This is a genomic window from Bradyrhizobium guangzhouense (assembly GCF_004114955.1).
GTDB classification, from domain to species: domain Bacteria; phylum Pseudomonadota; class Alphaproteobacteria; order Rhizobiales; family Xanthobacteraceae; genus Bradyrhizobium; species Bradyrhizobium guangzhouense.
This window is the reverse complement of the sequence record NZ_CP030053.1, coordinates 2633834-2657626: the sequence shown is the minus strand read 5'-3', so window position 1 is coordinate 2657626 and position 23793 is coordinate 2633834. Positions and strand designations below refer to the sequence as shown.

The 23793-nt window shown below is 62.3% G+C and carries 26 protein-coding genes; 9 read left to right on the top strand and 17 right to left on the bottom strand.

The window, feature by feature from the left end:
- Positions 1-47: 47 nt before the first annotated feature.
- From gcvT to gcvP, 3 genes are all read left to right on the top strand, one after another.
- On the top strand, positions 48-1196 hold the full coding sequence (gene gcvT / locus XH91_RS12690) for a glycine cleavage system aminomethyltransferase GcvT (protein ID WP_128950916.1): 1149 nt from the start codon (positions 48-50) through the stop codon (positions 1194-1196).
- Positions 1197-1206: 10 nt separating this feature from the next.
- Positions 1207-1575, top strand: coding sequence for a glycine cleavage system protein GcvH (gene gcvH, locus XH91_RS12685; RefSeq protein ID WP_128950915.1), 369 nt, complete (start codon positions 1207-1209; stop codon positions 1573-1575).
- A gap of 180 nt (positions 1576-1755) precedes the next feature.
- Positions 1756-4620, top strand: a complete 2865-nt coding sequence (gene gcvP / locus XH91_RS12680; RefSeq protein ID WP_164938328.1) for an aminomethyl-transferring glycine dehydrogenase — start codon at positions 1756-1758, stop codon at positions 4618-4620.
- Positions 4621-4970: 350 nt separating this feature from the next.
- Here gcvP and XH91_RS12675 read toward each other — a convergent pair whose 3' ends face one another.
- From XH91_RS12675 to recA, 5 genes are all read right to left on the bottom strand, one after another.
- Positions 4971-5966, bottom strand: coding sequence for a hypothetical protein (locus XH91_RS12675; protein ID WP_128950913.1), 996 nt, complete (start codon positions 5964-5966; stop codon positions 4971-4973).
- Positions 5967-6040: 74 nt separating this feature from the next.
- Entirely contained in the window at positions 6041-7018 is a 978-nt protein-coding gene (locus tag XH91_RS12670; RefSeq protein ID WP_245477316.1) for a hypothetical protein, read from the bottom strand.
- Positions 7019-7072: 54 nt separating this feature from the next.
- A complete protein-coding gene (locus XH91_RS12665) occupies positions 7073-8059 on the bottom strand; it encodes a hypothetical protein (protein ID WP_245477315.1) in 987 nt (328 codons plus the stop codon).
- Between the two features lie 281 nt (positions 8060-8340).
- Positions 8341-9321: a hypothetical protein gene (locus XH91_RS12655; RefSeq protein WP_128950911.1), complete on the bottom strand. Its 981-nt coding sequence runs from the start codon at positions 9319-9321 to the stop codon at positions 8341-8343.
- Positions 9322-9418: 97 nt separating this feature from the next.
- Positions 9419-10507 carry a recombinase RecA gene (gene recA, locus XH91_RS12650; protein ID WP_057747344.1) on the bottom strand — a complete coding sequence of 363 codons (1089 nt, stop codon included), beginning with the start codon at positions 10505-10507 and terminating at the stop codon, positions 9419-9421.
- A gap of 220 nt (positions 10508-10727) precedes the next feature.
- On the opposite strand from recA, the gene XH91_RS12645 reads away from it, so the two are divergent.
- Positions 10728-11561 (top strand): hypothetical protein, encoded by an 834-nt coding sequence (locus XH91_RS12645; protein ID WP_128950910.1) that lies wholly within the window; start codon positions 10728-10730, stop codon positions 11559-11561.
- Positions 11562-11615: 54 nt separating this feature from the next.
- Here XH91_RS12645 and XH91_RS12640 read toward each other — a convergent pair whose 3' ends face one another.
- The 3 genes from XH91_RS12640 to XH91_RS12630 all read right to left on the bottom strand — a co-directional run bounded on the left by XH91_RS12640 (position 11616) and on the right by XH91_RS12630 (position 14087).
- Positions 11616-12494 (bottom strand): IS1595 family transposase, encoded by an 879-nt coding sequence (locus tag XH91_RS12640; RefSeq protein ID WP_128950909.1) that lies wholly within the window; start codon positions 12492-12494, stop codon positions 11616-11618.
- Between the two features lie 308 nt (positions 12495-12802).
- A complete protein-coding gene (locus tag XH91_RS12635; protein WP_206736862.1) occupies positions 12803-12982 on the bottom strand; it encodes a hypothetical protein in 180 nt (59 codons plus the stop codon).
- An 844-nt stretch (positions 12983-13826) separates the two neighbouring features.
- On the bottom strand, positions 13827-14087 hold the full coding sequence (locus XH91_RS12630; protein WP_128950907.1) for a hypothetical protein: 261 nt from the start codon (positions 14085-14087) through the stop codon (positions 13827-13829).
- A 466-nt stretch (positions 14088-14553) separates the two neighbouring features.
- On the opposite strand from XH91_RS12630, the gene XH91_RS12625 reads away from it, so the two are divergent.
- Positions 14554-14742, top strand: coding sequence for a hypothetical protein (locus tag XH91_RS12625; RefSeq protein WP_128950906.1), 189 nt, complete (start codon positions 14554-14556; stop codon positions 14740-14742).
- A 29-nt stretch (positions 14743-14771) separates the two neighbouring features.
- Here the strand turns inward: XH91_RS12625 and XH91_RS12620 are convergent, their stop codons facing one another.
- Together XH91_RS12620 and XH91_RS12615 are read right to left on the bottom strand one after the other, a co-directional pair.
- Positions 14772-15026, bottom strand: coding sequence for a hypothetical protein (locus XH91_RS12620; protein WP_128950905.1), 255 nt, complete (start codon positions 15024-15026; stop codon positions 14772-14774).
- 94 nt (positions 15027-15120) lie between these two features.
- Positions 15121-15420: a lysozyme inhibitor LprI family protein gene (locus XH91_RS12615; protein ID WP_128950904.1), complete on the bottom strand. Its 300-nt coding sequence runs from the start codon at positions 15418-15420 to the stop codon at positions 15121-15123.
- A gap of 349 nt (positions 15421-15769) precedes the next feature.
- Between XH91_RS12615 and XH91_RS12605 the strand changes: the two genes are divergently transcribed.
- Positions 15770-16234, top strand: a complete 465-nt coding sequence (locus XH91_RS12605) for a PaaI family thioesterase (RefSeq protein ID WP_128950903.1) — start codon at positions 15770-15772, stop codon at positions 16232-16234.
- A 135-nt stretch (positions 16235-16369) separates the two neighbouring features.
- Here XH91_RS12605 and XH91_RS12600 read toward each other — a convergent pair whose 3' ends face one another.
- Positions 16370-16663, bottom strand: coding sequence for an HdeA family protein (locus XH91_RS12600; RefSeq protein ID WP_164933703.1), 294 nt, complete (start codon positions 16661-16663; stop codon positions 16370-16372).
- A gap of 183 nt (positions 16664-16846) precedes the next feature.
- Here XH91_RS12600 and XH91_RS12595 point away from each other — a divergent pair, with 183 nt between their 5' ends.
- Positions 16847-17089 carry a PilZ domain-containing protein gene (locus tag XH91_RS12595; protein WP_128950901.1) on the top strand — a complete coding sequence of 81 codons (243 nt, stop codon included), beginning with the start codon at positions 16847-16849 and terminating at the stop codon, positions 17087-17089.
- A gap of 50 nt (positions 17090-17139) precedes the next feature.
- On the opposite strand, the gene XH91_RS12590 is transcribed toward XH91_RS12595, so the two are convergent.
- Both XH91_RS12590 and XH91_RS38800 read right to left on the bottom strand, forming a co-directional pair.
- Positions 17140-17388 (bottom strand): hypothetical protein, encoded by a 249-nt coding sequence (locus XH91_RS12590; protein WP_245477314.1) that lies wholly within the window; start codon positions 17386-17388, stop codon positions 17140-17142.
- 64 nt (positions 17389-17452) lie between these two features.
- Positions 17453-17602, bottom strand: a complete 150-nt coding sequence (locus XH91_RS38800; protein ID WP_164938280.1) for a hypothetical protein — start codon at positions 17600-17602, stop codon at positions 17453-17455.
- A 152-nt stretch (positions 17603-17754) separates the two neighbouring features.
- Between XH91_RS38800 and XH91_RS12585 the strand changes: the two genes are divergently transcribed.
- Entirely contained in the window at positions 17755-18159 is a 405-nt protein-coding gene (locus XH91_RS12585) for a hypothetical protein (protein ID WP_128950900.1), read from the top strand.
- Positions 18160-18272: 113 nt separating this feature from the next.
- Positions 18273-18602 (top strand): hypothetical protein, encoded by a 330-nt coding sequence (locus XH91_RS12580; RefSeq protein ID WP_128950899.1) that lies wholly within the window; start codon positions 18273-18275, stop codon positions 18600-18602.
- 76 nt (positions 18603-18678) lie between these two features.
- On the opposite strand, the gene XH91_RS12575 is transcribed toward XH91_RS12580, so the two are convergent.
- The 4 genes from XH91_RS12575 to XH91_RS12560 form a co-directional block, all read right to left on the bottom strand.
- Complete coding sequence (locus tag XH91_RS12575) at positions 18679-19035, bottom strand: carboxymuconolactone decarboxylase family protein (protein ID WP_128950898.1); 357 nt, start codon at positions 19033-19035, stop codon at positions 18679-18681.
- A 10-nt stretch (positions 19036-19045) separates the two neighbouring features.
- Entirely contained in the window at positions 19046-22270 is a 3225-nt protein-coding gene (locus XH91_RS12570; RefSeq protein WP_128950897.1) for an efflux RND transporter permease subunit, read from the bottom strand.
- Complete coding sequence (locus tag XH91_RS12565; RefSeq protein WP_430648549.1) at positions 22267-23292, bottom strand: efflux RND transporter periplasmic adaptor subunit; 1026 nt, start codon at positions 23290-23292, stop codon at positions 22267-22269. The genes XH91_RS12570 and XH91_RS12565 overlap by 4 nt, the downstream gene beginning before the upstream one ends.
- Before the next feature lie 94 nt (positions 23293-23386).
- A complete protein-coding gene (locus tag XH91_RS12560) occupies positions 23387-23686 on the bottom strand; it encodes an ArsR/SmtB family transcription factor (protein WP_245470739.1) in 300 nt (99 codons plus the stop codon).
- Positions 23687-23793 lie beyond the last annotated feature (107 nt).

Sequence of the window (23793 nt, the reverse complement as noted above, 5' to 3'; positions counted from 1 at the left end):
TTGCTTCCGGGGAATCGTCCCTGGGGAACCGCCGAGGGCCCCTTGAGATGCTGGCGCGTGACGACAAAGACTCCCTGAAACGTACCCCCCTCCACGACCTGCACGTGTCCCTTGGCGGCAAGATGGTGCCGTTCGCAGGCTATGACATGCCCGTGCAGTACCCTGCGGGCGTGCTGAAAGAGCATCTCCATACCCGCAAGCAGGCGGGCCTGTTCGACGTCTCCCATATGGGCCAGCTCGCGCTGCGGCCGAAATCCGGGAGCATCGAGGACGCCGCCCGCGCGCTGGAGCGGCTGGTGCCGCAGGACATCGTGGCGATCGCACCGGGACGGCAGCGCTACGCCCAGTTCACCAATGAAGATGGCGGGATCCTTGACGATCTCATGGTCGCCAATTTCGGCGACCACCTGTTCCTGGTGGTCAACGCCGCCTGCAAGGACGCGGACGAGGCGCATCTGCGCGCGCATCTGTCGGACACCTGCGTCATCGATTCGCTTGCCGATCGCGCGCTGATCGCACTGCAGGGTCCGAAGGCCGAGTCAGCGCTGGCGAAATTATGTGCAGAAGCGCCTTCCATGAAGTTCATGGACGCTGGCCCGCACGAGGTTGCCGGCATCAAATGCTTCGTCTCGCGCTCCGGCTATACCGGCGAGGACGGGTTCGAGATCTCGGTCCCCGCGACCGACGCCGAGCATCTCGCCAGGACGCTCCTGGACGATCCCGATGTGATGCCGATCGGCCTTGGCGCCCGCGACAGCCTGCGGCTGGAAGCCGGCCTCTGCCTCTACGGTCACGACATCGACACCGAGACCACGCCGGTCGAAGCCGCGCTGGAATGGTCGGTGCAGAAGAGCCGACGCAGCGGCGGCGCGCGCGCCGGCGGCTTTCCCGGTGCCGAAAAAATTCTCGCCCATTTCGATCACGGTGCATCCCGCCGCCGCATCGGCCTGCGCGCTGAGGGTCGTGCCCCGGTCCGCGAGGGCGCGCTGCTGTTTGCTGACAGCGCGGGTGGCGAGCCCGTTGGAAAGGTCACGTCGGGCGGCTTCGGCCCGAGCCTGAATGCGCCGGTTGCGATGGGCTACGTGCCCACTGCCTTAAGCGCGCTCGAGACAAAACTCTTCGCCGAGGTGCGCGGACAGCGTCTGCCGCTCACCGTCGCCGCCATGCCCTTCGTGAAAAACACCTACAAACGCTGAGGACAAGAAAATGACCACGACGCTGTACACCTCCGACCATGAATGGCTGGCGATCGATGGCGATGTCGCCACCGTCGGCATCACCGACTACGCGCAGTCCCAGCTCGGTGACGTCGTGTTCGTCGAGCTGCCCAAGGTCGGCCGCACCTTGAAGAAGGCTGAAGCCGCCGCCGTCGTCGAGTCGGTCAAGGCCGCCTCCGACGTCTATGCGCCCATCTCCGGCGAAGTGCTCGAGACCAACGACGCGCTCGCCGCCGAGCCCGCGCTGGTCAACTCGGACGCGCAAGCCGCGGCCTGGTTCTTCAAGATCAGGATTGCGGACAAGAGCGAGCTCGGCGGCCTCATGGATGAAGCCGCCTACAAGGCCCATACGGCGTGAGATGAAGCAAATTCTCACCTCATATTCGGTGTCATCGCCCGCCTTGTGCGCACTGCGCACTGGGGCGGGCGATCCAGTACGCCGCGCCTTCTCGGTTCAAGCCGTGACGCCTGCGTTTACTGGATGCCCCGCATTCGCGGGGTATGACGGCGCCAGCCAAATCTAAAGCGAGGACCCATGATGACCGCGCACCGCAAATCCAATGGCGAGACCACCTCCTTCGTTCGCCGCCACATCGGGCCTTCCGCGCGCGATGTCACCGCCATGTTGGAAACCGTCGGCGCCAAAAGCGTCGACGCCCTGATGGCGGAGACGCTACCCGCTTCGATCCGGCAGGCCGCCCCGCTCGATCTCGGCAAGCCGCTCAGCGAGACCGAGGCGATCGCCCACATGGCCGAGCTCGCGGCGCAGAACCAGGTGTTCACCTCGCTGATCGGCCAAGGCTATTCCGGCACGATTTTGCCCGCAGTGATCCAGCGCAACATCCTGGAGAACCCCGCCTGGTACACGGCCTACACGCCCTATCAGCCCGAGATCAGCCAGGGCCGGCTCGAGGCGCTGTTCAACTTCCAGACCATGATCTGCGACCTCACTGGCCTCGACGTCGCCAACGCCTCGCTACTCGATGAGGCGACCGCCGCCGCCGAAGCCATGGCGCTCGCCGAGCGGCACTCGAAGGTCGAAGCCAAGGCCTTCTTCGTCGACAAGGATGTGCATCCGCAGACGCTGGCGGTGATGCGCACCCGCGCCGAGCCGCTCGGCTGGACTCTGGTCGTCGGCGATCCCCTCACCGATCTCGACAAATCAGACGTGCTCGGCGCGCTGCTGCAATACCCTGGTTCGTCCGGCGCGCTGCGCGACCTCCGGCCCGCGATCGCAGCGCTGAAGGCCAAGGGCGCGCTCGCGATCGTTGCCGCTGACCTGCTGGCGCTGACGCTGATCGCCTCGCCCGGTGAGCTCGGTGCCGACATCGCTATTGGTTCGGCGCAGCGCTTTGGCGTGCCGATGGGCTATGGCGGTCCGCACGCGGCCTACATGGCGGTGCGCGATGCGCTGAAGCGCTCGCTGCCCGGCCGCATCGTCGGCCTCTCCGTCGATTCCCGCGGAATGCCGGCCTATCGCCTGGCGCTGCAGACCCGCGAGCAGCACATCCGCCGCGAGAAGGCGACCTCCAACATCTGCACCGCGCAGGTGCTGCTCGCGGTGATCGCGGCGATGTATGCGACCTATCACGGCCCCGAAGGTCTTTCGCAAATCGCGCGCACCGTGCATCGCCGCGCCGCCGTGCTCGCAGCCGGCCTGCGCAAGCTCGGCTTCGCGCCGCAATCGGACAGCTTCTTCGACACGCTCAGCGTCGATGCCGGCGCCAAGCGCGCCGAAATCATCGCGCGCGCGACGGACGAAAAGATCAATCTCGGTATTGGCGAAACGGCGCTCCGTATCGCGCTCGACGAGACCACGACGCCGGCGACGGTCGAAGCCGTCTGGCGCGCCTTCGGCGGCACGCTTGCCTACGCCGAGATCGACGCCACCACCCGCGAGGCGCTGCCGGAGGCACTGAAGCGCAGCACCGCCTTCCTCACCCATCCCGTGTTCCACGCGCATCGCTCGGAGACCGAGATGCTGCGCTACATGCGCAAGCTCAGCGATCGCGACCTCGCACTCGACCGCGCGATGATTCCGCTCGGCTCCTGCACCATGAAGCTGAACGCGACCACCGAAATGATGCCGCTGACCTGGCCGGAATTCGGCGCGCTGCACCCGTTCGCTCCGCGCGAGCAGGCGGCCGGCTATCACGCGCTGTTCGCGCGGCTGGAAAAGTGGCTGTGCGACATCACCGGCTATGACGCGATCTCGCTGCAGCCGAACTCGGGCGCGCAGGGCGAATACGCAGGCTTGCTTGCGATCCGCGGCTATCATGCGGCGCGCGGGCAAAGCCATCGCAAGATTTGCCTGATCCCCTCCTCCGCCCACGGCACCAACCCGGCCTCGGCCGCGATGGTCGGCATGGACGTGGTGGTGGTCGCCTGCGAGAAAAACGGCGACGTCGACGTCAATGATCTCCGCGCCAAGGCGGAAAAGCATTCGACCGATCTCGCCGCCGTGATGATCACCTATCCCTCGACCCACGGCGTATTCGAGGAGCACATCAAGGAGATCTGCGACATCGTACACGGTCATGGCGGCCAGGTGTATCTCGACGGCGCCAACCTCAACGCGCAGGTCGGCCTCAGCAGGCCCGGCGACTACGGCGCCGATGTCAGCCACCTCAACCTGCACAAGACCTTCTGCATCCCGCATGGCGGCGGCGGCCCCGGCATGGGCCCGATCGGCGTCAAGGCGCATCTCGCACCGTTCCTGCCCGGCCATCCGGCAACGAAAGGTGACGCGCCGGTGGGTCCGGTTTCAGCCGCGCCGTTCGGCTCGGCCTCGATCCTCACCATCTCCTACATCTACATCCTGATGATGGGCGGCGAAGGTTTGAAGCGCGCCACCGAGATCGCGATCCTCAACGCCAATTACATCGCAGCGCGGCTCGATGCGCATTTCCCGGTGCTCTACAAGAACGAGAAGGGACGCGTCGCGCATGAATGCATCGTCGATCCCCGCCCGCTCAAGACGACATCGGGCGTCACCGTGGACGACATCGCAAAGCGCCTGATCGATTACGGCTTCCACGCCCCGACCATGAGCTTCCCGGTGCCGGGCACGCTGATGATCGAGCCGACCGAGTCGGAATCCAGGGCGGAGCTGAATCGTTTTTGTGATGCCATGATCGCGATCCGCAAGGAGATCGCCGAGGTCGAGGCCGGCCGCTTCAAGATCGAGGCGTCACCGTTGCGTCACGCCCCGCACACCGTGCACGACATCGCCGACGACGATTGGAAGCGCGCCTACGCCCGCAGCGAAGGCTGCTTCCCATCAGGTGTTTCGCGCACCGACAAATACTGGAGCCCCGTGGGCCGCGTCGACAACGTCTATGGCGACCGCAATCTGGTGTGCTCGTGTCCGCCGGTCAGCGATTACGCTGAGGCCGCGGAGTAAGCCACAACGGGTGGTCTCGTAGGGTGGGTTAGCTAGCGGCTGCGCGAAGCGCAGTCGCTGGCGTAACCCACCACTTCTGCTTCCGCAGAGACGAACAATGGTGGGTTACGCCGCGCGGTTTGCGCTTCGCGCAATCCGCGAGGCTAACCCACCCTACTGTCCTGCCCGCCGGTCAGCGATTACGCAGAAGCTGCGGAGTAAGCTTTGTAGGGTGGGTTAGCGGGCGGCTGCGCAAAGCGCAGTCGTCGGCGTAACCCACCACTTCTGCTTCCGCAGAGACGAACAATGGTGGGTTACGCCGCGCGGTTTGCGCTTCGCGCAATCCGCGAGGCTAACCCACCCTACGGCACTTAAGGTGAAACCAACGATCGGCCTTCGCAATCCCACCGCCACAGCCGTTCGTTGGTTAGCAGCGTGCCACCCCACCAGCGCCGAATTGGATTGTGGCGGCGGAAATCTTCCCGGCCTGCAAGGACGGCCTGGCCAAATTCGGTCAGCGACAGCCGGCTCCGACGATAGGCGGCGTTGCGACCTCTCGCATCGTGCCGTGGGAGAGTTGAAAGTTTTGGATCGAGACCCGCGATCGCCGGCATCGGGCCGGACGCCAGCCCTTCGAGCAACGGACCCAGCTCCCATTGGTCGAACACACGCGTTTCGAGCAGCCCGCCCGGCTCAAACAGCTCCTTGGTGCGATTGTGCCCCTTCGCAATCAGGTCGAGAAGCTGCGCTTCCGTCGCGCCCAGTCCGCTGACTGGAGACGGCAATTCTGCCAACAATTCTTCCATCGCCGGCTTCAGGAACGGGAGCGTGTGAAACTCCCGATTGAGCAGCCCCGAAACGAGCTCCGGCGTTGGTGACCGGTAGGCCTCCCAGGCGATGCGGGCGTCCTCGAAGTCGGGCTCCGTGACCTCCAATTGCCGGATGGCATGATCGCGAAGCCTGTCGCCGTCTGCTCCGAGCAAATCGAAATCGACGAGTCGCAGCTTTGTACGCTCCGCCGCGTATGGCTCGGAACGGAGATAGTCGAGGATCCAGACCAGCTGCAATTGGTTGCTCGGGCTGGGATCAAACCACAGCTCGATCTCTTCAACACCATAGGCCTTGCAGAACCAGACCAGTCCAAGCTCCTTGTGCGCGAGACCGCTCTGGGGCGACCGCGCGACAAGGTCGGACCAACGTACCTCCGGGTCGCCTCTGAAATAGCCTCCCGTGAGGTACTCCCCAAGGTGGTGCGACGTCGGCAGCGGGCCCCAGACGAATCGAAAGATCAGCGGGACGACCATGTCGGCGCGATCGGCGTAGGTGAGTCCAACGCCGGACGGACTGGTCAGGATTACGCGCTTCATGGCCCCCGTGCCCTACTCCAAAACGAGACGCAATCGCGTCTCAAATTGATCTTCAAACCTTTGAGCAATGTAGACTAGGCAGGCGCAATCAACGAACGGCTGTCGCGATCCCAGCGCCAGAGCTTGTCGTTGGTCAATTCAGTCCCGCCCCACCAGCGATAGATCTGGTTGTGGCGCCACATATCGTCCTCGCGCGAAAAAATGGAACGCCCGAGTTCGGTCAGCGTGACCTTCCACTCGCTCCTGCCGAAATAGCGGTCCTCATTGTTGAAAGCCGGATCGCCCAACAGGACCGCTGGCGCCGAATGTGCGCCCAGCTCGAGCAGAGCATCACGCGCTTCGCCTTCTTCGAGCACATCGCGCATCCACCTCGCCTCGGTGACACGTCTTGGGTCGGTGTGCCCATCGTTCACAAAGTCCAGAATATCCATTTCAGTGGCACCCAGGCCCGTCACGCTGTCCGGAAGCTCTTCAAGCAAGGCAATGAACGCCGATCGAAGTCTCGGCAGGATCATCAAATCCGTCATCAGAAGATCGAAACAAGGCTCTGGCGTTTCCGCCCGATAGGCCTGCCAGGCGCGGCTTGCGATCGCGAGGTGATTGTCGGTCACCTTGAAGGCCGGCAGCTTCCATTTTGCGACAGACTCTGGAGCATAGTCCGCAACATGATCGTCTGTGTGCAACAGGCTCAGTTTCGTTGTGATCTCCTTGTAGGGGCGAAGCAGGTCCAGCAGCCAGACCAGCACAAGCTGATCATTTGGTCGGGGATCGACCCATATTTCAATTGAGTCGAACTTCGCACACAGCTCGAAAAAGCCGATGTCGCGCGTTCCGAAACCTTCCAGCGAACCTCGAGAAGCGTCATCGAGCCAATGATCGCCCGGATTGCAGTGCTTTGCCGATCGGCGCTCCAGCCCCGTCAAAAGCCGCTCCGCGGAAGGCAATTTTGTCCAGACGAAGCGTGGGTAAAATCCGAGCACCATGTTCGCGCGGCGCGTCTGGCGAAGCACGCTTTCGTCAAGATGGTTCGTGGATAAAATCAAATGAGACACAGTCGCCTCTCAAAATTGATACGCAAGACAGGAACATATTGAGCATGCACGCCGTCAGGCAGGCGCAACCAACGAACGGATTTCGCGATCCCAGCGCCAGAGCCGTTCGTTGGTCAATTCAGTGCCGCCCCACCAGCGCTTGATCGGGTTGTGACGAGAAAAATCATCCTCCGCTTCCACCACCGCTTGACCGAGCTTGGTGAGGCCGACCTTTGCCCTGCGATACCGCTGGTAGCGGGTGTGCTCACTCGGATCGAACGGCCCCTCACCCAATCCGAAAATGAGCGGCTCGGGACATTGCGCGAGCTCATCGAACAGGTCGCCCGCCTCGCCTTCGTTGATGACACGTCGGTCCCGCGCCGCGTAAAGCGCCTGGCCCGGATCGGTGCAGCCATAGCTGAGAGCTTCCAGCATAAGTTGCTCGCTGGCCCCGATGCCGTTCAGACTATCCGGAAGCTCCTCGAGCAATGCGATGATCGCGGGGCGAAGTCGCGGCAGGATCGTCGTGTCCTGCATCAGGAGCTCAAAGCAGCCTTCCGGAGTGGGAGCGCGCCAGGCCTGCCAGGCTCGGCTGGCAAGCGCGAGGTGGCGGTCAGTGACCTTGAACACTGGCAGCTTCCATTCCTTCAGTGATTCCGGGAGATAGTTGGCGATCTCATCGTCGGCCTGGACGAGGCTCAACTTCGATGAGACTTCCTTGTAGGGACGAAGAAAATCGAGCAGCCAGATGAGGATGAGTTGAGCGTTGGCGTTTGGATCGGCCCAAAGCTCGATCGAGTCGAACGTATCGCAAAATTCCAGGAGACCGCGAGTCCGGTCAGTCGTTCGCCCTATCCCCATCCGTCGAAAATGATCGAGCCAGTGCTTGCCCTCGCGGTCATGCTTGGACGAGCGCGGCTCCAGCAAGACGGCAAGCTCGGCCTCTGTCGGCAATTGTCCCGTGACGAAGCGAAGATCGAAGCCGACGACTTCATTTGCCAAACATGTCGGGCGCAAACAATGTGCAGCGTGATCGTCTGTTGTCAGGATCAAATGTGACACGCCGTCCTCTCAACCGAATTGGATACCGAAGCGTCATGACCAGATAGCGGCTTTGTCAGGCAGGTGCGATCAACGACCGCCCTCGGGCATCCCACCGCCAGAGACGTTCGTTGGTGAGAAGCGCACCGCCCCACCAGCGCTTGATCGGGTTGTATCGGAGGAAGGAAGTCCTTTTCTCCCGCCAAGACCGCCCCTCCTCCAGATCGGCGAGGCCCGCTCCTTGAATGGCGCCGGCGATCGACGAGTCTGTCGTAACAATGAGCCGTGTCATGCTCGTGGCCTCAGGGCTTCGTCAAGACAGTGCCGTAGCGCCACAGCCGCTCGTTGGTCAGGTGCGTGCCGCCCCACCAACGATCAATCGGATTGTGGCGACTGAAATCCTCCTGATGAGCCAGGACGGCCTTGCCGAACTCGGTCAACGACAGCCGGCTGCGGAGATAAACCTCGTGCCGGCCTCTGAGATCGCCAAGGTCGATGGTGCGCAATTCTTCGCCCAGCCCGGCCACAGCTGGCTTGGGACCGAGGGCGAGGCCTTCGAGCAAATATCCCAGTTCGACCTCACCCCACACGTAAGTGCCCCGTAGCGAGCGCAAATGGAACAGCGCATTCGTGTTCACATACCAGTCAAGCATCTCCAGAAATCGCGTCTCGGTCGCACCGAGCCCTGTCAATGGAGACGGGAGTTCTGCCAGTAGCTCGAGCAAGGCCGGCCGCAGCATCAGCAAGGCACTCAGATCGCGGTGAAGCAGATCGATGCAGGCCTCCGGGGTCGGCGCGCGGTAGGCCGACCACGCCAATTTTGCAATCTCGAATTCCTTCGCGCCAACTCGTCCGACGGGAATATGGCGTTCCCCCTTAGCGAAATCATAGTCGGGACTGAACATCAGATCGGAATCCAGCAATCGCAGCCCGAGCTTCTGCGCCAGCGCTGGATAGTTGCTCAGGTGATCGAGCAACCAGACGAGTTGCAATTGGTCTCGAACAGTCGCGGCGAACCAGAGCTCGACCTTGTCATACGGCTCGCAAAATTCGGCCAGTGACGATTTGCGCCCCTTGGCGCCCCGTGGCCAGCGGACCCAATCCGACCAGTGCTCGGCCGGTCCTAGATCCGTCGTGTAGGCCGCTAAATATGCCGAGAGTTTTTCCGCCGGCGGAAGCGGCCCCCACGCAAATTGAAAATGGAAGGGAATGACGATCTCAGCCAAACCCGATCGCGCAAGCTCGCTGCCGCCGCCCCAGCCGGTCAAGATCAGACGCCTCATCACGCCCCCACTCCAACGCAAAACGAAAACGGACGCTGACGACGTCGGCAACTCAACGTCCTCAGCGCCCGCTCCTCGCGAACTGTTACTCGAAGGCTTACTCGTCCGCGGGCTCTTCGCCGTCGGCGTCGCTCTCGGGCGTGCCGGCCAGGATCTGCTCGGAAATCAGGCCGGAGTTCTGGCGGATCGCGGTCTCGATCTTGGCGGTGATGTCGGGGTTGGACTTCAGGAACGCTTTCGAGTTCTCGCGGCCCTGGCCGAGGCGCTGGCTGTCATAGGAGAACCAGGCGCCCGATTTCTCGACGATGCCGGCCTTGACGCCGAGATCGAGGATTTCGCCCATCTTGGAGACGCCCTCGCCGTACATGATGTCGAACTCGACCTGCTTGAAGGGCGGCGCCAGCTTGTTCTTCACCACCTTCACACGCGTGGTGTTGCCGACCACTTCGTCGCGCTCCTTGATCGCGCCGATGCGGCGGATGTCGAGGCGGACCGAGGCGTAGAACTTCAGCGCGTTGCCGCCGGTCGTGGTCTCGGGCGAACCGTACATCACACCGATCTTCATGCGGATCTGGTTGATGAAGATCACCATGGTGTTGGACTTGTTGATCGAGGCCGTCAGCTTGCGCAGCGCCTGGCTCATCAGGCGGGCCTGCAGGCCCGGCAGCGCATCGCCCATCTCGCCTTCGAGCTCGGCCTTCGGCACCAGCGCCGCAACCGAATCGACCACCAGCACGTCCACCGCACCCGAACGCACCAGCGTGTCGCAGATTTCCAGCGCCTGCTCGCCGGTATCGGGCTGGGAGATCAAGAGTTCGTCGATATTGACCCCGAGCTTGCGGGCATAGACCGGGTCGAGCGCGTGCTCGGCGTCGATGAAGGCGCAGATGCCGCCCTTCTTCTGGGCTTCCGCCACCGTGTGCAGCGCCAGCGTGGTCTTGCCCGAGGATTCCGGCCCGTAGATCTCGACGATGCGGCCCTTGGGCAGGCCGCCGATGCCAAGCGCGATATCGAGCCCGAGCGAGCCTGACGACACCGCCTCGATGTCCATCGAACGGTCGTTCTTGCCGAGCTTCATCACCGAGCCCTTGCCGAACTGGCGCTCGATCTGGGAGAGCGCGGCAGCCAGAGCTTTACTCTTGTCCATGGAAGATCCTTCGACGATACGCAGGGCAGTGGTGGACATTGGGTCGTGCTCCTTATGGCGAGGATTCGGGTGCGGGACAAACGATTGGCGCGGCGGGTCGTCGATATCCGCAATGTACACCATCTGTTCTCTGTTCGCAATATGTTCTTTGCAGATTTGGGGCAGATATATACCCTTTGAACATGTACGCTGAATCGTGTACATGGAGGGCTTCTGCCACTAGCGCTAGAGTCGGTCTAGCGCGGCGGGAGACGTGCGAATGGGCGATTATCTGGCGCGGCTATGGGAGTTCGGTTGGGCTGTCATTACCTACTGGCTATGGTGGGTAACGACCGTGCCATTTCTTATAGATCAGCTTCTAAGCAAGAACTTCTGGCACCCGGAAACAATTGAACGGATTGATCAATTCTGGCCCCCAGAAAAGCGACATAGGCTCTTCAAACGGCTCGCCATATTTGGGCTCGCGTTAGGGTCCTTTCTCGCCTTCGATCATGTGAACAGCGAACTTAAATCGACGAGGGAGGAATTGGCGGCGGCGAGGTCCCTCAGGAGCGCACCAGCGGAAGTTCCAAAGCCCCCAATAGTGGCAGATCAGAGCATCTTTCGATCGACACAGTACAAAGAGAATCTGTCGAACCGATTAGATCGCATCTCGGAACAGATGAACAAGACGGACCAGGGAATATTCATACCTGCCAACCAAGTCCTGCTTGACAGATTTTTAGCGCGCCCAGTCGGAGAGGCGAAGGGATATCTGGACAAATTGGATGGGATTAGGGCCGCGTCAAAAGCAATGGAGACCTCTCTCTATGATGATTTGCTGGGACAGGAGAGAGATTATCGAGTGGAGATCAATCGCATCTTATTTCCAAAAGAACCGCTCATTAATTTCATGATTGCCGCAGATGCGTACCGCAACAACATATCAGTCTGGATGAAACTCAACGACACCGTCCCCGCTGCCAATAGCGAGTTGCGCCAAATGGTAGTGGCTTCGGCAAATTCATTTGGTAAAGCTCGGGACGAACTACTGAAATGGGTATCGCAAAGACAGGATTTGGTCGAGAAATCTAGAAGGGAGCTGCACGGATGACGGACCACAAGCACTCCGCCCGAAAAAGGTTTGATCAGCTTTTGCAGGCAATGGTCACTCAACCCGTACCCGAGGAAAAGCCTGCAAAAGAAGCTCGAACATCAAGGCAGGCTGACGGCGCAAGTTATGGCGATACTCGAACTCGCGAAGGTAAAGCTGCAAGTGCTTCTTCGAAACCCAAACGTAAGTCCCGTTGATCCCGCGCTTCACCTGCGACCAGAAAGACTCGATTGAGTTGGTGTGCACGTCGCCGCGCACGTATTCCTTGGCAGAGTGATCCACGCTTTCGTGGTCATAGCCGTACTTCTCAGTGAGCAGCTTGAAGTTCGATGCTTCGTCCGTGTGGACGCGCGATCCCTCTTTCACGAACCGCACGACGTGCGGCAGAATGTGAGCCTTGGTGCGGGCCTGCACGACGCGGGTAACAACGTCCCCGCCCCGTTCAATGACGCCCATGACAATCGCCTTGTCGTCCTCGCCGATCTTGTCGTGGCCGCCGATGAACGTTTCGTCGATCTCAACTGTCTTGCCGGGGCCGCCCATTGGGAAGTCGCCATCGACGTAGCCCATGTACAGGCGGATCAGATGGCACATGCGCCATGCCGTCTTGTAAGTCACGCCTAGCTGGCGCTGCACCTCCTTGGCCGCCACACCGTTCCGCGTCTCGCAGAACAGGAACATGACATAAAACCAGTCCCGCAGGCTGGTACGGGTCTTCTCGAACGGGGTGCCAGCGGTCGGATAGACCTGATAGCCGCAATGCTCGCACTCGAATGACCGACGCGCCTTCACGCGGTAGTAGGTCGCCTCTTTCTGGCACTTGAAGCAGGTGAACCGCTCGCCGAACCGCGTGCGCATCAGGTGAGTTAGGCAGCTATCCTCATCGGGAAACCGCTTCTGGAACTCACGTATCTTTGAGGGCTTCTGGGCCATGGCGCATTCCTCGGAGAATGCCCATTCTATATCAGGGTTTGTTCTACATGTCTAGAGGGTATATATCCGATTTGGGGGGATTTTGACCTCCGGAAGTCCCCGGGTTCGAATTTGTGAGTGTTCCCAAGGCGAGGCGCGACCCAGACTGGGCACATGGTCATGAACGCGCTGAAGCTAGCCGCCTCTGCCGGGCTCGTGTTGGTCGCGGGCGGGGCCTGGCCATATCATCGCTATGGAGCAGCCGTCTCCATTGGCTTCTGCATCGCGGCGGCCGTCGTCCTGCACTTCGTTGCGCCCTGAAAAGCCTCCTAATTCGCAGCGGCCGGGCGCTTCGCATCCCCGAGAATCAGCAGCAGCAAGGGCGCCAGAGGGCCGACGAGGGCGGCAATCCAAAACCACCTTCGGGACGACCTGTTGCGCTCGCGCGCCATCGCGCCGGCGAGCGGGATCGATCCAACCGAGATGACGACGAAAAGCCAGAAGCCCATGACCATCTCCCTGGCCATCTCCGATGCGGCGCGGGACCATAACATGAAAGCAGGGCGCGCCCCTGGCTTCCGCAAAATGTGAGACTGGTCCGTCCCGCCGAGGAACGCGCCGCCGATCTACAGGTGCCCTTGGACGAGGTCAGGGTGCACGAGGGAAAAGGCCAGGCGAAACAGATCGCGGCCTACTGTGCATGGGGTTGTTTTCGCAAGTTCTCGCCGGCGCGTGCCGGCCGGGCTGCGGCTACATCAGCGCCAGCAGCACGATCCCGATCACCAACACCACGAAGCCAGCCGCCGTCGCGGCGGCGAATGACCGCTCAACCTTGTCCATGATGCCACCCCGCTATCGGCGCGCCACGTATCCCCCATGGCTTCGCCGTGCGCGGAGAGTGTCGCCAAGTGTTGTGTCTGAAGTTGTGCGCGGAGATGTCTGAATTGGGACGCACGAATCCGATCGCAAGCCTCGCGCAAGCCTCACGTCAGGCATCTGCAAGCCGAATGCTCTAGCGTCGGTTTGTCCGGTGGACCAACACCGGGCCTCCATACCCAGTCGACCCCGCTCCGCCCGAGCGGGGTCTTCGGCTTCTTGGCGGACACGTTGCGTTGCCGACTCATCGAGTTCGGCTGGAGTTCGGCTGGAGTTCAACTGGAGTTCGGCGCGAGGAATTCGACCGTGCTCGGGGATCCCCATCCGACCCGTTCTGTCAGGCTGTCGTAAGCTGAGCGGGCTACGGTCATTTGGCTATGGTGTTGCAGCCCAGCACCTCAGCCTCCAATAACCTTCTGCCCGCCCGGCTCTCCCCTGGCGGGCTTTTTTTGTATGGACGCGCATGTCGCGTGCGCGTCAGGCGACGTCCGCGCGATGCGTTTGCCAGCCGCGCCTGTCCATGAAGGAGGTGCGATCGTCATGGCTTGCCAGGCCTTCGAAACGCCAGAAGGTGACCACGCTGGCCTCGCCGCACTGCTCGCAGACGAGGCTCTCGTCACCGAGCTTGAAGCGCCCTCGCTTGTACACATGCGACGACGCCGGCTGCTGGCATTGCGGACAGACCAAGGGGAGATGTCGTGCCCCCCAACGCTGCGCGAGATGTCTGAGCCAGTTCACGTCGTCCCCTTGCACGACACGCGAGTCCCTGTCGTCTGGACTGAGAAGATCACAATTGCACCGCACGCAAAAGTGGAAAAGCAAGGCATGGGCGCATTCGTTGCGAGTGCTCCTTCGCCTACCCGATGTGCACAAGAAGTTCCGGCAACGCCGGCCACGCCGGTTGCACTGCCGCATTGGCTCGCCCGTGGCGAACGGCGCCTCTGCCGCCGATTCAGCCGCCCTCCTCCGTCGTTCTCCTGCCATGAACAGAGTTCCTGGGCCTAACGAGACGGCGGATCCGGACGCCTGCAACGCGATCATCGATCCCGGCTTTCGGAATCTGATTTCGCATGCTTCGAACTGCGCGCGCTTTCGGGATTTTCGTGAATTTTCCTCGACTTAACGGCAAATTTCGCTTGTCGACGGAATATTATCACGCCCAACATGTTAGCGATCATGGATAGGTGAATCGTGGAGGTTGACCATGAATCACAGGGGCGTTGAGTTCACGGTTGCAAAGACCGCGATCCCGGGCATCTGGCAATGGCAGTTCCGGATCGGCGACGCGACCAAGACAGGCAAGACCGAGACGAAGATAGACCTCCTGGCGATCCGTCGGGTGCAGCTGCGCATCGACCGGGAATTGAAGGCCATCGGGCGCAAGACCGCCTGAACCGGCCGGATCGGCTGGAACCGGAACGACTAGTCCGCGCTGGGCAACCGCCGCATGGTGAATTCGATGTCGCCATCAGGCAATTCGCGCCAGGTCTCGACCTCGCTCATATAGCCCGCCTTCGGATACCGCGCGAAAAAGGCCTGCGCCCTTGCCCGCGCCGCCGCACGCGGCAGGGTGAAGCTCTCGCGCAGATAGCCGTCGCCAGCCGGGTCGCCCGATCCAGCGACCGCTTTGCGCCGGCGCGCCATCCGCTCGGCGAGGTCCCGCGGGCGGTCCGCCATGTCCTGCCTCCTCAACGCAACACTGCGAAGGAATGTAGGATCCGTATCCGGCGAAGGCGAGTCCCGCCGGAGGCGTCAGCTCGCCGAGCCATGGTCAATTGGCGGCCGTACCGGCCTTGGGCTTCTTGGGCGGGCTGGTGGCGGCCGAGGTCTTCGGCGCGGGCTGCTTCTTCGGCGGGTCGGCGCGCATTCCGCCCCAGGGATCGTTGGACGCCTTGGCGTCCGGAATCTTCTTCAGCGTTTCCTTATAGGCCTTGTCGCGCTCGGCATCCGCGGCCTTCTCGTCGTCGGTCTTGCCCGGCCCATCTGCCATCAGGTTGATATGGGGCGACTCCTGAGCGAAGGCTGGTCCAGCCACCAGCGCCAGCACCGCCACCACACGGAAAAGCTTCATTACTCACTCCCTGATTCATGGATAGAGGGGGCGGATACCACACCCTGCCCGTCCTGCCGGCGCCGAGCGCCACTTCAACCCGCTAGAGCCGATCCGATCTGCACGATTTCGGCCCGTGGAGCCAGTCGTCCCAGATCGGGCCGCACTTGGTGCAGCCATTCAGCGCCAGACCCAGCGCGGCCAGGCAGAATATCAGGACACATCGACGCAACATCGTCCACCCGCTCCCAAGCATGGCATCATATCGGGCGAAGTCAGGCATTTTCAAGCCGACCGCAGCAGTGACTTTACCGCGCCCAAGCGGGCAGAGTGGGCGAAACATTCGGCAACACAGGAGGGAACGAGCGCAATGCCATCACAGCCAGAAGTCGAGTTCGGCATCGCCGAGGCCAGACGCATCCTCGGCGAGGTCTTTGCGCCCTGGGTCCAGGATCTCAACCTCTCCGTCGAGCGCATCGAGTACACGCCGCCAGCCGATGCGCCGGACTGGCAGCCCGGCGCGCTGCTCCGCATGCCGTTCTCGGAGAAGCTGTGCCGCAACGGCGGCGTTGTCTGCGGCCAGGCCTTGATGGCGCTGGCCGACACCGCGATGGTGATTGCGAATCTCGCCGCCAACAGAGGCTATCGTCCGATGACGACGGTGGACCAGACCACGCATTTCATGCGCGCGGTCGCCTCGTCGGACGTGCTGGCGGACGCGCGCGTGGTACGGCTCGGACGCACCATGAGCTTCGGCCGCGTCACCCTGCTCTCGGCCACCGACAACAAGCAGGTCGCGATGGTGTCGAGCGCGTTCGCGATGCTGCCGGGCTGAGCATCGTCTGAGACGAAGAGGGCCGCGTGAGCGCAAAGCGCATCGCGGCTCTCGATGACCGTGATGTCGAAGCGAGAGGCCGAGGCGCGATCGCAATCACGCCTCGCCCAACTCGCTTCAAGACTACTTCAAGACCTACTTGCCGAGAATTTCGTCGGCCGCGGTGACGACGCTGACGGTCGGATTCTTTGCGCAATAGGCACCGAACTTCTTGGCGTTCTCGATGAACACTTCGGTGTCGATGATCGCGTTGTCCTCGTCGCCCTTGTACCAGCCGTCCATCCAGGTCAGCACGACCGCTATGTTGTCCTCGCCGCTCTCGAGGAACTGCTTGCAGGTCATGGTCGAGAGATCCCACTTGACGGCGTGGGCGGGCATCGATGTCAGCGAGAGCGCTGCGGCGAACAAAAGCGAAAGCGTGGTCTTCATCGGAATCTCCATCGGCGCGTAACGCCATAAAAGAAAGGCTTGCAGGGTAAACGCGGCGGAGTAACTCGCCGCCTCAACGTCGTAAACGAAATCTTAAGCGCTGCGCAAGTAGCGCCAGTATTGAGTTTAGATCAACGCAATTTGTATGCGCTATTTCACAATCGTCACGATGGACCAACGCGGATGATCGAGAAGCGTGCAACGCAGCGTCATCGGGTTTTCAAGGGTGGTACGGTCACCTTTGAAGGCCGCGGAGTGGCTTGCACGGTGCGCAACATCTCGGACAGCGGCGCCGCGATCGACCTTGAAAACCCTGGTTTATTGCCGCATTCGTTCACGCTGTCGATTTCATGCGACAACTTCGTGCGCGATTGCCGCGCGGTTTGGCGAAACGACAGGCGCGTCGGCCTCGCCTTCGTGCAATAGCGCGCACGGTGTGAACGACCGTTCGCACGATACGCACGCGAGCATCACGTTCATCGGGCAGACAATCTTGCGGCTTTCAGCTCGGCCGCGACCATCTCTCCCCACGGTGGCTTGTTGCAGAGCAGCCCGAACGCCTCGAACTTGGTTTGCCGCGTGACGTTCGGCGGACGCACAGCGACATCACCGGTGTGCAATTCGAAGGCGCGGACGAGTTGGCCGACATTGTCGGACGTGATCTTGCGCAGGGGTGAAAAGCGTGAACGCCGGGATCGCCGCCCCGGCTCTCCCAGGCGAGGCATGGCCGCACCGCAAGCAGCAGGACGAGGCCCAGCCGAATTCGCAGCCGCCCCGCCACCACCCGCTTCACAATTTTGGTTTCTTGGGAGGCTCGTTTTGACGTGCCCCGCTCCAAGGGCCGCTTTCGTCGGGATGGCGCCGGCCGCCGCCCATCTGCGCCTGCGCCGAAGCAACCGTCAGCCCCAACACCGCAGTCAGGGGGATCAACATCTTCATTGGCGCGATCCCCCTTATCCGGGGTACAAACTAGCGGCAGTGCGTTAATAGCAAAGACGGCGCGCGCCAGTCCTTCAGCAAATGTTGATCGAGCAGGACTTCGTCACGTCGAATTCGCGCCTATCTGTTGGCCCGCAGGGGGACCTTCACGAATGTTGCGGATTGTTGCTCATGTGGCGCTGCTTGCCTGCGTCCTCGCGCTCGGTGCGTGCGGCTTTGCCGACAGCCGCGCGCCGGTGCCCGAGTTCATGCGCATCAAAGAAGCCGAACAGCCACCGCCCGAGCCGCCGCCGGATGTCAAGCGCGTGGTCCGCGAGCAGATTGATGTGGTCTTTCTCAACACATCCTATCCGCACGATGTGCAGGTCGCCCTGCCTCATCACGAGGTCCGCGGATCGGGGTGGACTGCCTGCGTGCGCGCACAACTCACCTCCGCCACTGGCTCGGCACTGGGCACCCAGACCTACATCGTCACGATATCGGGCGGGAAGATCATCGACCGGCGGCGCGCGGAAGCCGAGGACATCTGCGGCTCGGAAGCGTACGAGCCGATCTAGCGAAACATCACGCCGCGCGACAATCAGGTTCCGGGAAAAACCTGTAATTCAGCCGGAACGATCACGGCCTCTCATTCTTGTTACCGCCGAGGGCAGCTTCGGAGGAGGACAGGATGAGGACGTTAACGATTGCACTGCTGGCTGGTGTCGGCGCGCTCACGGCAGGGAGCGGGGCGAAGGCTGCGGATTTCTACACGACCAGCGACTACACCAGCCCGGATCTCATTCAGGAGGTCCGGCTCGTCTGCGATGACGCCGGCAATTGCTACCGCACCCATGGCGGCGCACGCGTGATCGTACGCGATTCCTACGCCCGCATGCCGAGGCAACGCTATTACGAGCGCCACACCTACCGCGATTGGGATGACGGCCCGCACGCCGGCGTCGGCATTCGCGCGCCTGGTGTCAGCGTGGGCGTCGGAGTCGGCGACGACCGCTGGTAAGTAGCACAACAGGGCTGACGGGACCGGACGAGAGACTGCGCCCGGTCCTGTTCGCTCGACTTGACACCCGATCGGATCAGGCAGCGACCGCTTGCTGCTGGAACTGTTCATACGCCGCGATCGCGTCAGCGGCGTACATCAGCGACGGCCCGCCACCCATATAGACGGCCATACCAAGCGCTTCCTCGACTTCTTCGCGTGTCGCAGCCAGCTTGACCAGCGCTTCGATATGAAAGCCGATGCACCCGTCGCAATGCGCGGCAACGCCGAGCGCGAGCGCAATCAGCTCCTTGGTCTTCTTGTCCAGCGCTCCGTCACGCGTCGCGGCCTGGGCGAGCGCGGCAAATCCCTTCATCGTGTCCGGAATGTCGTTGCGCAGCTTCTTCAAATTGGCCGAGATGTTTCTGGTGATATCGACGTAGTTCTTGTCCATCGGACCCTCGCTAACTGGGCTTGATCGGGGTGGAAGCCACCTCGCGCGGCGTGCGCAAGGCGATGTAGATCGCCGGAATGACGAGCACGGTGAGTAGCGTCGAGGACGCGAGGCCGAACAGAAGCGAGATCGCCAGCCCCTGGAAGATCGGATCAAGCAGAATGGTCGCGGCGCCGATCATGGCGGCAAGCGCGGTCAGCAGGATCGGCTTGAAGCGAACGGCGCCGGCCTCAAGCACGACGTCGCGCAACGACTTGCCCTCGGCGCCACTGTGGCGGATGAAATCGACGAGCAGGATCGAGTTGCGAACGATGATGCCGGCAAGTGCGATGAAACCGATCATCGAGGTGGCAGTAAACGGGGCACCAAGCAACCAATGCCCGACGAGAATGCCGATCAGCGTCAATGGAATCGGCGTCAGGATCACGAGCGGCAGGCGGAAGCTTCCGAACTGGGCGACGACAAGCACGTAGATGCCCAGGATGGCAGCGCCGAAGGCAGCTCCCATGTCGCGGAAGGTCACCCAGGTGATCTCCCATTCACCGTCCCACAACAGCGTGGGATGCGATTCATCCGTCGGCTGGCCATGCAGGCTGATCACGGGCTTCGGCAGCTTGCCCCAATCATGGGCATCGACCCGGTCCGCGACCGCCAGCATGCCGTAGAGCGGCGCCTCGAAGCGGCCGGCGAGCTCCGCCATCACCATGTCGGCGAAACGTCCATCGCGGCGAAAAATCGTCGGTGATCCCTCCTCCATGGTCGCCTTCACGACCTGACCGAGTTCAACCACTGTCTTGCTGCCGGGCAGCGTATTGGCCGGCACGGGCGTGGAGGCGAGTGCCTCGTCCCAGACCAGGTCGCGCTTGCCGAGATGCACCGCAATCTCGATCGGATTGCGATCCTCACCGCGATGCGAGTAGCCGATTGAGGTGCCGCCGAACAAGGTCTGGATCGTGTCATAGACGTCGCGCTGCTCGACGCCAAAGAATTCAAGCCGGTCCTGATCGATCGAGAGTCGCAGCCGTGGTCGCTTCTCGCCAATGGAATCGTCGACATCGACGATGAACGGCACTTCCGCGAAAACCTTCTTGAGCTCGGCCGTGACGGCGCGGCGCGTCGCCGCATCGGGTCCGTAAACCTCGGCCAGCAGCGTCGAAAGCACCGGCGGTCCGGGCGGCACCTCGACCACTTTGATGCTGGTTCCCGTGGGCGGATCGAGCGCCTTCAGCTTCTCGCGCAGCTCGAGTGCGATCTCGTGGCTGGCGCGCTTGCGCTCACCGCGGGCCGCCAGATTGACCTGGACCTCGCCGAGTTCAGGTCTTTCTCGCAGATAATAGTGCCGTACAAGGCCGTTGAAATTGAAGGGCGCCGGTGTGCCGGCGTAGGATTGCAACGAGGTGACCTCAGGCAATTGCCGCGCGGTCTCGGCGACGCCGAACAGCGTGCGCTCGGTCGCCTCCAGACTCGCCCCTTCCGGCAGATCGACGACGACCGCGATCTCGGACTTGTTGTCGAACGGCAGCAGCTTGACCGTCACCGACTTGGTCGCAAACAGCGTCATTGACAACAGCGTCGCGACGCCGACGCCAAGCAGGAAAATCCAGGCCGAGCGCTTGCTGCGGACGATCGGAGTGGCAAAGCGGCGGTAAAGTCGCCCCAGGCGGCCCTCGTCATGCGCGGCATGCGCAGGCGACGTCTCGCCCTTCGGCGCCAGCTTCAACATCAGCCATGGTGCGACCACCATGGCGACGAAGAACGAGAACAGCATCGCAGCCGAGGCATTGGCCGGAATCGGTGCCATGTAGGGGCCCATCAGGCCCGATACGAACAGCATCGGCAACAGGGCTGCAACCACGGTCAGCGTCGCGACGATGGTGGGATTGCCGACCTCGGCGACCGCCTCGATGGTGGCTTGCAGCCGCGACCGACCATCGCGCATGCCCCAATGCCGCGCTATGTTCTCAACGACGACGATGGCATCATCGACCAGGATGCCGATCGAGAAGATCAATGCGAACAGGCTGACGCGGTTGATGGTATAGCCCATTAAATTGGCGGCAAACATCGTCAGGAGGATCGTCGTGGGAATGACGACGAGCGTCACCAGCGCCTCGCGCCAGCCGATCGCGATCGCGATCAGCACGACGATCGAGATCGTCGCAAGCCCGAGATGGAACAGCAGCTCGTTGGCCTTCTCGTTGGCGGTTTCACCATAATCGCGGGTCACCGTCACCTGAACGTCGTCGGGGATCAGACGTGTTTTCAGGTCATTGAGACGCTTGGCAATATCCTCCGACACCACCACGGCATTCGCGCCGGCGCGCTTCGCAAGCGCGAGGCTGACTGCCGGCGCGCGCGCCCACTGCCCGTTCGAGTCACGCGCATCGCTCCAGACCCGGTGCTCGACGGTGCTCGGGCCGACGATCACGGCGGCGACGTCCTTGACGTAGACCGGCCGGCCGTCGCGGGTCGTGATGAGTAGTAGTCCGATGTCTGGAATGCCCGACAGCGTCTGGCCGGCCGCGACGTTACGTACGGTGCCGGCATCGCGAACCTGGCCGGCCAGGAAGGAACGATTGGCATCCTTCACCTTGGCGACGAGCTGCTGCAGCGTGATCCCGAACAGCGACAGTTTCTCCGGATCAGGCTCGACCCGAATCTGCTGCGGGGCGCCCCCCGAAATGTAGGTCAGTCCGACATTGTCGACCTTCATAAGCTCCGCGCGCAGCTTTTCGGCTAGCTGGTGAAGATCCCGGTCGGTCCAGCGCGCTGCAGCCTCCGGCTTCGGCGATAGCGTCAGCACGGTCACCGCGACGTCGTTGATTCCGCGGCCGACGATCAGCGGCTCGGAAATACCAATGGGGATCCGATCGAGATTGGCGCGGATCTTCTCGTGCACCCGCAGGATCGCGTCCTCGAACTTGGTGCCGACCAGAAATCGCGCGGTAACCATCACGCGGTCGTCCTCGGTCTGGCTATAGACGTGTTCGACCCCGTCGATGCCCTTGACGATCGACTCCAGCGGCTTGGTGACGAGCTCAACCGCATCCGGTCCGCGCAGCCCGTCCGCATTGACGCGAATGTCGACCATGGGAACGCTGATCTGCGGCTCCTCCTCGCGCGGTATCATGACGACCGCGATCAGGCCGACGACGAGCGCCGCGAGCAGAAACAATGGCGTAAGTGGCGATGCGATCGTCGCCCTGGTGAGCCGCCCCGACAGCCCAAGATTCACGGCCGCACCAGCTGGTCGCCGGCTGAAACGCCGGACAGGATCTCGAGTCCATCGGGCAGTGCCGGGGTCGGCAATTCGCGGCCACGCTGCACCGGTACGTCGATGGTCCGGCTGTCCTTCTGGAGCCTGACGTAATCGATACCGAACCTGGTGGTCACGTAGCTTTCCGGAACGACGAAGGCGGTTCTTGCGCCGCCGGAAATCCACACCCGCAGCCTGTCACCGACGAAATATTCCCCGAGCCCTTCGACGGTCGCATCCGCAATCACGCGTCCCTCCTCGATCTGAGGGTAGACGAGATCGATGACGCCCGACTTGGCAGCTTCTCCGACGGATTCCGCACCGTCGATGCGAATCTTGTCGCCCGCCTTGAGGAACCGTGCATGCCGTTCCGGCACGCGAAGCCGCAGCTTGAAATCCTGTTGAGCGACCGTGACGATGGGATCGCCCGCGAGCACCACTGACCCTATGGTGATCAGCCGCTTCAGCACTCGTCCGTCCGCCGGCGCGAGTACTTGGCCCTGGTTGAGTTGCTCGTTGATCACCGCACGCTCGGCGGTCTTGGCGCGCAGGCCGTTGTCGGCAACGTTCAACGCGGTGCGCTGCTCGTCGAGCTTGACCCGGGGCAGAATGCCGCGCTCGACCAGTCCCTCGGTCCGGGTGAAGTCGAGCTGCGCCTGGTTCGCCTGCGCCTGAAGGGCTTCGATCTGCGCGTCGAGAGACTTCATCTGGAGGACCAGTTTTTCGTCGCCGATGGTTGCAATCACCTGACCGGCGGCAACGCGATCGCCCTCCCTGACCTTGAGCTGAGCCACCGTGCCGCCGATTCGTCCGCGCGCCGGCACCACGCTGATGCTTTCGACCGTGGCGAACACGGCCTTTTCATCAGCGATGGATTGCGGCGCGACGACGAAGGTTTCGGCCGCCGTGACTGGTCTTGCAGACAGGCCGATCGCCGCGAAGGCGGCCAGCACGCTCAAGCATCTCGCCAACCGTTGCATGGGACAATTCCGTGTCATCATCTAAGCATCGCCACGCCGCAGCGAACATTCATCCGCGTCAGGCTCCGACGCGTTGATCTCGCTCAAGGCGTTCCCGTCCAATCGTTCCTAGGCTCTACCTAGTCCTGGCCGATTTCGGCGCACAGAACGCTTCGTAGAGGGTCTTCAGCACTTCGCGGGCCGGCTCGCTCGCGATCGAATAGAAGATCGTCTGCGCCTCACGTCTGGCAGACACCAGACCGTCCTTGCGAAGGAGCGCAAGATGCTGGGAGACGGTGGAATCCCGCAGGTTCAGGAATTCGGCGAGTTCGCCGACCGACCGCTCGCCGTCGATCAACTGGCAGATGATCAGCAGGCGGTGCCGGTTGGCGAGCGCCTTCAACAATTCGCTCGCCTGATCGGCGGCACGTTCCATCACTTCAGCATCAACTTTCATACTTGCGTATATACGAAGTTACGAATATATCGTCAAGAGCTGCGTGACGGCCGGAACTGAACCGGCGAGGCAGCCCTGATCCAACG

What these genes read in the sequence shown, in the direction of transcription:
- gcvT (WP_128950916.1), top strand. Translation starts at nt 48, where the DNA reads ATGCTGGCGCGTGACGACAAAGACTCCCTGAAACGTACCCCCCTCCAC.
- gcvH (WP_128950915.1), top strand. Translation starts at nt 1,207, where the DNA reads ATGACCACGACGCTGTACACCTCCGACCATGAATGGCTGGCGATCGAT.
- gcvP (WP_164938328.1), top strand. Translation starts at nt 1,756, where the DNA reads ATGACCGCGCACCGCAAATCCAATGGCGAGACCACCTCCTTCGTTCGC.
- XH91_RS12675 (WP_128950913.1), bottom strand. Translation starts at nt 5,966, where the DNA reads ATGAAGCGCGTAATCCTGACCAGTCCGTCCGGCGTTGGACTCACCTAC.
- XH91_RS12655 (WP_128950911.1), bottom strand. Translation starts at nt 9,321, where the DNA reads ATGAGGCGTCTGATCTTGACCGGCTGGGGCGGCGGCAGCGAGCTTGCG.
- recA (WP_057747344.1), bottom strand. Translation starts at nt 10,507, where the DNA reads ATGTCCACCACTGCCCTGCGTATCGTCGAAGGATCTTCCATGGACAAG.
- XH91_RS12645 (WP_128950910.1), top strand. Translation starts at nt 10,728, where the DNA reads ATGGGCGATTATCTGGCGCGGCTATGGGAGTTCGGTTGGGCTGTCATT.
- XH91_RS12640 (WP_128950909.1), bottom strand. Translation starts at nt 12,494, where the DNA reads ATGGCCCAGAAGCCCTCAAAGATACGTGAGTTCCAGAAGCGGTTTCCC.
- XH91_RS12635 (WP_206736862.1), bottom strand. Translation starts at nt 12,982, where the DNA reads ATGGGCTTCTGGCTTTTCGTCGTCATCTCGGTTGGATCGATCCCGCTC.
- XH91_RS12625 (WP_128950906.1), top strand. Translation starts at nt 14,554, where the DNA reads ATGAATCACAGGGGCGTTGAGTTCACGGTTGCAAAGACCGCGATCCCG.
- XH91_RS12620 (WP_128950905.1), bottom strand. Translation starts at nt 15,026, where the DNA reads ATGGCGGACCGCCCGCGGGACCTCGCCGAGCGGATGGCGCGCCGGCGC.
- XH91_RS12615 (WP_128950904.1), bottom strand. Translation starts at nt 15,420, where the DNA reads ATGAAGCTTTTCCGTGTGGTGGCGGTGCTGGCGCTGGTGGCTGGACCA.
- XH91_RS12605 (WP_128950903.1), top strand. Translation starts at nt 15,770, where the DNA reads ATGCCATCACAGCCAGAAGTCGAGTTCGGCATCGCCGAGGCCAGACGC.
- XH91_RS12600 (WP_164933703.1), bottom strand. Translation starts at nt 16,663, where the DNA reads ATGAAGACCACGCTTTCGCTTTTGTTCGCCGCAGCGCTCTCGCTGACA.
- XH91_RS12595 (WP_128950901.1), top strand. Translation starts at nt 16,847, where the DNA reads ATGATCGAGAAGCGTGCAACGCAGCGTCATCGGGTTTTCAAGGGTGGT.
- XH91_RS12590 (WP_245477314.1), bottom strand. Translation starts at nt 17,388, where the DNA reads ATGCCTCGCCTGGGAGAGCCGGGGCGGCGATCCCGGCGTTCACGCTTT.
- XH91_RS38800 (WP_164938280.1), bottom strand. Translation starts at nt 17,602, where the DNA reads ATGAAGATGTTGATCCCCCTGACTGCGGTGTTGGGGCTGACGGTTGCT.
- XH91_RS12585 (WP_128950900.1), top strand. Translation starts at nt 17,755, where the DNA reads ATGTTGCGGATTGTTGCTCATGTGGCGCTGCTTGCCTGCGTCCTCGCG.
- XH91_RS12580 (WP_128950899.1), top strand. Translation starts at nt 18,273, where the DNA reads ATGAGGACGTTAACGATTGCACTGCTGGCTGGTGTCGGCGCGCTCACG.
- XH91_RS12575 (WP_128950898.1), bottom strand. Translation starts at nt 19,035, where the DNA reads ATGGACAAGAACTACGTCGATATCACCAGAAACATCTCGGCCAATTTG.
- XH91_RS12565 (WP_430648549.1), bottom strand. Translation starts at nt 23,292, where the DNA reads ATGATGACACGGAATTGTCCCATGCAACGGTTGGCGAGATGCTTGAGC.
- XH91_RS12560 (WP_245470739.1), bottom strand. Translation starts at nt 23,686, where the DNA reads ATGGAACGTGCCGCCGATCAGGCGAGCGAATTGTTGAAGGCGCTCGCC.